This window comes from Staphylococcus sp. FSL K6-0223, from assembly GCF_038008285.1.
In genome coordinates this window covers 334,831-341,858 of sequence record NZ_JBBOYX010000002.1, presented here as the reverse complement: position 1 = coordinate 341,858, position 7,028 = coordinate 334,831, and the positions used below count along the sequence as shown (strand labels likewise).

4 protein-coding genes are annotated in these 7,028 nt (G+C 32.3%); all 4 read right to left on the bottom strand.

Translation table 11 applies throughout. The features are described 5' to 3' along the window. Positions 1-386 precede the first annotated feature (386 nt). The 4 genes from MHI13_RS12710 to MHI13_RS12695 all read right to left on the bottom strand — a co-directional run bounded on the left by MHI13_RS12710 (position 387) and on the right by MHI13_RS12695 (position 6,869). Positions 387-1,265, bottom strand: a complete 879-nt coding sequence (locus MHI13_RS12710) for a 5'-3' exonuclease (protein ID WP_002433832.1) — start codon at positions 1,263-1,265, stop codon at positions 387-389. Positions 1,266-1,285: 20 nt separating this feature from the next. After that, positions 1,286-4,726, bottom strand: coding sequence for a dynamin family protein (locus tag MHI13_RS12705; protein ID WP_002470054.1), 3,441 nt, complete (start codon positions 4,724-4,726; stop codon positions 1,286-1,288). Positions 4,727-4,936: 210 nt separating this feature from the next. After that, a complete protein-coding gene (locus MHI13_RS12700) occupies positions 4,937-5,575 on the bottom strand; it encodes an SDR family oxidoreductase (RefSeq protein ID WP_002433634.1) in 639 nt (212 codons plus the stop codon). A 157-nt stretch (positions 5,576-5,732) separates the two neighbouring features. After that, positions 5,733-6,869, bottom strand: coding sequence for a THUMP domain-containing class I SAM-dependent RNA methyltransferase (locus tag MHI13_RS12695; protein WP_037549159.1), 1,137 nt, complete (start codon positions 6,867-6,869; stop codon positions 5,733-5,735). Between the last annotated feature and the right edge of the window lie 159 nt (positions 6,870-7,028).

Here is a 7,028-nt window from a genome sequence, read left to right as displayed (position 1 = left end):
AGCTATTGTTCACTCCTATTCTAGATGTTATGTCTTTGTTGTTTGATGTGATTTAATATATCGTGTGCTTGAAATTGACCATATTGACGATATTTAAAAAATGAAATGAATACCATTCAAAATGAGTTTAATAAAATTTAGAGCTAATGTCGTATTATCAAAATCATAATTTGAATGCGGCATGCTCACTCATCTATCGCAATAGAGTTTCGAACAATATTTTATTTGTTCTAAACAATAATATCACTTTATATAAAGAAAGTGAAATTAATTCACAATATTTATATAAAATAAATTTTATGTTGCGTAGATGATGGGTATAAAATGAAAAAAATAAACCAAATGGCTTTACGAATTAATTTCGATAAGTCCATTTGGTTTAATGATTAAAAGTTGCTTGCTAGATATTTTCCTGAAACATACAACTCATGTTCGTTACAAATTGAAAGTATTTCATTTAGTTCATGTGCGTATGCCATTTCATTAAAGAGCTGTTCTGATTTGAGTGGCACTTGAGTGTGAATTTCAGCTAATGATTTTGATAATTGTAAATTGTTCATGTTATCGTTAATTTTCTTTTGTTGCGCTGGTGTCAATGTAGATATATTTTGGATTACGTTTTCAACGCTATGATGATTTTGAATTAATTTGATAGCTGTTTTCTCGCCGATACCTTTTACTCCAGGATAACCATCTGCCGTATCTCCCATAAATGCTTTCACATCTATTAATTGTTTGGGTTCTAATCCGTATTCGTCTTTAAATCGATCTAGAGTATAGCGATTATAAATAGTAAATCCTTTTTTAGTAAGCCAAACTTCTACATTCTCATTTATACATTGGAGAATATCTCTATCTCCTGTAATGATAAAAACTTCATTGTTATCAGAATAACTGTGAGCGAGGCTCCCAATCACATCATCAGCTTCATAATTAGTTACACCAATATTTACAAATCCAAATTGTTGTGAGATTTCTTTAACGTAATCAAATTGTGGTATAAGTTCTGCTGGTGGTTCTGGCCTATTTTGTTTATACCCTTCAAACATTTCGTTGCGAAAGGTTTGTTGCCCCATATCCCAACATACTGCAACATGTGTAGGATTAATTTCTTTAATTGCACTGAAGATATGTCTTACAAAGCCTTGAACGCCATTTGTAGGAATACCTTTAGAGTTATACATAAATTGATTGTGTAGACTCGTTGCATAAAAATGTCTAAATAGTAGAGCCATTCCGTCCACGAGTAATACTCTATTTGTCATGATAGCGTCCTTCTTTCTTCTTATATGATTTCATCAAGTTGTTTAGATTTTGTTTCCAGTTGTTGGATGAGCGTATCATCTAATTTGAATGATAGTAATTCATCAATTTGTTCTTGAATTTGTTGCTCTAGTTGTTTGAATTGCGTTTCAGCTTGACGTGACATCTGCTGCACATAGTCGTTTAGTTCTTGTTTTAATTCACTCAAACCATCTTGTAACAATTCTAATGTTACATTTGAAATTTGTTCTTGGATATCACGCTGTGAATTAGGATTTAGTATTTTACGTTTTGTTAATTGCTTCGGTAAGGCTGCAATCATATCATTTAAATCTATTTTTAAAAATGGTGTTTCCTTTACATCAGGTTCTACATCGAATTGTGCTTTAACTAGAACGTGTATGTGATTCAATTTCTTGATAATTGGTGCGATTTGCTCTTCTAATTGTGAATTAAAATACTTTTTGATTCTTTCAGTAATTAATGATTGTTCTAAATATAATCGTTGATGAATTTGATCAAGATAAGTTTTAGTAGAAATCTTTTTCTCTTCATTAAAATCACTATTTTGAGTCATTTGACTGTTATAAACTGATTTCACTTCGTCTAATAATTGAAGATTGAGTCTATTGTTTAAATGATAGATTTGTTCATCAACTTCGTTATTAGTATGTTGCGATGTAGTATTGATCAATTGGCTATTAAGTCTATCTTGGTCTTTAATGTTTAATAATTTTTCTTGTCTAGCTTGTATTTGTTCCTTATTATTATGGAACTCTTCAATCATTTCTTTATAGGAATCATTCATTTGTTGAATTTGATGAACCATCTGTTGTTCTAAAATGGTTTTAGATTCGACATCAGCAAATCGCTGAACGCTATCGAGCAATTGATCTATACCTTGATCGCCCTCTTTTAAGCTTTTACGACTTGAAACGCTAAATATCTCAGAATGAAGGTTAACTTGTCCAAGTGCATCTGCAACATAATCACGCACTGCGTTGAGGTCGTCTTCGTTTTCAGCTAAATCTACTGCATTAATAACCATCTTGAATGCTTGATTCTCATTTAATTGATTCATCGCTTTCATGTGCTCGATAAACGCTTTATCGTTATCCGTGAATGAATGATTAAAATAACTTACGTAGAGGATTAAATCTGAAGAAGTAAGAATCTGCTCAGTTTCGTTAGTGTGTCGTTGATTATTAGAGTGAAGACCTAATGAATCGACGATAATTTTACCTTTTAACCATTCAAGTGGAAGGTTAAGATGCACGGTCTTAACGAATGTAGCGTATTCATCTTCTGCACTCCATTTTTTAACGTCTTCTTGAGAGACGGTATGCACTTCTCCCTCATTTAACATGTCTAGATACATATCATAATGTTTCTCAATGGCATCAATAAATGCGAGTTGATTCTTTTCAAGTTGTGTCTTAAGTTTCTTCAAATCACTGTTAATAAATGATTCTAGTGAATCATATGACGCATTGTAATATTCAAGAACATTGTTGACTTCATCTAGTAATTGCTCAGATGATTTTAAGGTGATTTGGCTGTCTTCACCGTATGATAATTCAGTTGTCGCTGCTGTTGTAGGATTTGGTGAACTTACTAAATATTGACCGCCTAATAAAGCATTGATTAAACTACTTTTTCCTGCACTGAAAGTTCCGAATACACCAATTTTAGTGATTTGATTATTGAGGCGATGCATTGTGTCTTTGATGTCCTTTTTCGTACGATCAAATAGAGGGACATCTTCGACTACTTGAAGTGCATTCTGAATATCAACTTGATTTGCTGTTTCTGCTTCATCATGGTTGACCTGTTCATGTTTGTGGTGGTAAGCCGTTGAATTTTCTTCTTTAAGTTCGAAATTTGCTTCAGTTCTTCCGATTAATTTATCCAGTGAATCATCTAAATGGATATAATAATGTTGATAATTATGAGTAGTTAACGATTCTCTTAAATTTTTCAACTCAATGAATTTTTCATATTCCTGTTTATCCTCATTATCTTCTGTTGTTAACTCGCTTGCTTGAGCGTGATTCACAGCATCTTTAAAGATAGGGTTTGATTCATGTTCAATATGTTTATTTAAAGCTTTCACTACTTCATCAGAGAATGTAAGAACATACGTATTGCTAATACTTGTCTGAGGTTGATATAAATCAGAAATTAATGATGGCTTTATAAGGTAATCTTGGTTTAGGATTTGATTATTAACTTCACTGTCATTTATAAAGCGTGTTAAGAATGACATGTCTTCTCGAAGTGGCTGACGTATTTGTTGGTTCACTTTATCTTGTAACGCGTCAGTAGCTTGATTCAGTCGTTGTTCCTGTTCTTCTTCTTTTTTCTTTTTCTTATTGAAAAGCCCGCCTACTTTAAAGTCTTCAGATTTACTTTCAAGATAAGATCTTAACTGTTCTCGCATATCATGTGTCATGATATAAGCGTTATCTAAAATATCTTTACGTTTCTGCTTTAAATAATTTAGTAATTTATCAGAGTCGTTTAATAGTTGAGCTTCTTCGCTTACTTCTTGATTTTGTTGAAACTTCATGTAAGCTTGCTCAAAGTCTTCCTCTTCGATATCAAGTGTATCGAGGATGTCTTGGATTTCATTTTGGATATAAGCAAGTTGTGCTTCAGTAATAAAATCGATAGTACGATTCACGTAATCTTCGACAGATTCTCGGTGATTATCCATTTGAACGAGGTAATCAGATAATTCATTAATTTGGTTCTCTGGATGCTCAAATTTAGATACATAATAAGTATCTGTTAATTCAATACCCCAATCTTTAATTGATTTCTCTACGCGTGATTTAAATGTATCAAATGATATTTCATCCTCATTATGTTTATCGATTTGATTAATGACAAACACGATAGGAATACCTACTTCATTAATACGTCGCATGAATTTAAAGTTTAATGCAGATTGCACGTGATTGTAATCTACAGTATAGAAGAGAATGTTGCTCGTATACATAAATTGTTCAGTACTAGACTGGTGTGTGGCAACATTTGAGTCTACGCCAGGTGTATCTTGTAGTGTGAAACCGTTGTTGAATTTATTTGATGGGAAGTTAATTTCTACTGATTCAACATCCACATTTTGACGATTCATTTGTTTCACATCATCATAAGTTTTTAATTTAGTGTATTGTTGGTCAGGTAAATTCGCGATGATTCCTGGTTCTTCAGCGACTGACACGACTGCAGTATTACTTGTTGTAGGTACTGGTGAGCTAGGTAAAATATTTTGTTCAAGTAATAGATTAATTAACGTTGATTTCCCAGCTGAAAAGTGACCTACGAAAGAAGCGGTAAATTGATTAAGATATACTTTTTTTATTACTTGGTTAATAGTGTTAACTAAAGCATAGTTGTTCGATTTCTCAACTTCTTTTTTCAACTTATATAAAATATCTAATTGTTCAGTGTTATCCATGTGTTTTGAATCCCCTTTAACTCCCTCAATATGTGATAGAGGTTTTTACTCTGATCATTATCAAAAGTGTAAGAAATTTATGTATATCAACTTCAAAAAAATTAAAAAAATTAGGTTAGTCTAGATGACAAACCCTAATTTTCAAAAGTTATGATATTTTAAATTTTATCACATAGACAAAGTAAAACCTATGTTTAAATAGCATATTTATTAATCAAACCATGCAGGTTTATCGCCTTCTGTTCCAGGTTTATTAACACCAATATTTTCTTTAGAATGTAGCTCTGGATTTTTAGCGATTTGAACAGCTAATGAAGCAACACTTTTACGTGAAACTTCTGTACCTTTGAATGTCTCATCTTTAGTAGTAACTTCAAAAACATTTTCATTTTTATCAGTTAACCAACCTGGACGGATGATAGTATAATCTAAATTTGAATTTTCAATAATGTCAGATGCTTTGCGATATAGATTTAATTTATCTCCAAATTGTTCTTTATTCCATTCGTTAAATTGTTCAGGTAATTCATTATAGATACCAGGTGCTGCCACAAATATTAAACGTTTAACATTCTTATTAGCCATAGCTTCAACAATTGTCTTAGCTTGTCTATCAAGTGATCCAGATAAACTTGCAAAGACTACATCAACTTCATCTAATGCTTGCTCAAGATCTTCTAAGTTTTTTGCATCGCCTTCATATACTGTTACACGGTTAGAAGCATAGTCAGGGATACGGTGCGCATTTCTTAAGAATAAATCTACATTAAAACTAGAGTTTTCAAGGAAAATTTTAGTTGCTTCGATAGACACTCTACCGTTAGCTCCGATGATTAATACTGTTTTCATATTTATAATCCCCTTTCTAAACATCTTCAATATTATATTTTTTAGTATTTTTAAAATTAAAACACTCCTATTCAACTGTACTATAGTCGAGATAAGAGTGCGAATGAATTGAATATTTAGGTTACTACTATTACACGGAAATAATAAAAAGTAAACCTTAATTTTTAAAATCGGGTTTTTTACCCCAATATTGATAATACGTACATTCAATATAACCGTTGAATAATTTACGACGTTTAGTTGCTTTACGGTTAACTAAGTACTCAAATTCCTTATTACTAGTTAAAATATATGTTGATAGGTAAGGGTGTTGCTTCATTAGTGAACCAATATAGCGATACATTTCTTCTACTTCTTCACGATCACCAATACGTTCACCATATGGCGGATTTCCTACTAATGCTACTGGTCCTTCTGAATCAATAGTTAAAGTATTAACGTCTTTAACATTAAATTGAATAATATCGCCCAGTCCAACTTCTTCAGCATTACGTTTAGCAATTTCTACCATTTCAGGGTCAATATCAGATGCATAAACTTCAATTTCTTTATCATAATCTGCCATTCTATCTGCTTCATCACGCAATTCATCATAAATATTTGGAGGCATAATATTCCATTCTTCAGATACGAAATCTCTATTAAATCCAGGGGCAATGTTTTGTGCAATTAAACATGCTTCAATCGCAATCGTACCAGAACCACAGAATGGATCAATTAGTGGAGAATCACCTTTCCAATTTGCTAAACGAATTAAACTAGCAGCTAATGTTTCCTTGATTGGTGCTTCCCCTTGTGCTAGACGATAACCACGTTTGTTTAATCCTGAACCTGATGTATCAATAGTTAATAAAACATTATCTTTGTGTATTGCAACTTCTACAGGATATTTTGCACCAGTCTCATTTAACCAACCTTTTTCATCGTATGCCTTTTTAAGTCTCTCGACGATGGCTTTTTTAGTAATTGCTTGGCAATCAGGTACACTGTGCAATGTAGATTTTACGCTTCGACCTTGAACGGGGAAATTACCTTCTTTATCGATAATTGTTTCCCAAGGTAGAGCTTTCGTTTGTTCGAATAAATCATCAAATGTTTTAGCATCAAAGCGCCCCATTACTATCTTAATGCGGTCAGCTGTACGTAACCATAAGTTGCATTTAACGATGGCTGCTTCATCACCTTCAAAGAAGATGCGCCCATTTTCAACCTGTGTTTCATAACCAAGTTCTTGTATTTCTTTAGCCACGACTGCTTCCAGTCCCATTGGACAGACTGCTAATAATTGAAACATTTCATTGCTCCTTTATTCGTATTGTGTTTATTTTACCAAATTCATCATCTTTTTTTAATATAAAGATAAACTCATTTTTATTTTTAGAAAATGATTAAACAAATAGCTTTCATGAGAGCATTTGCGCCCATAAATATAAACAATAAAAAAGCTCTCCAT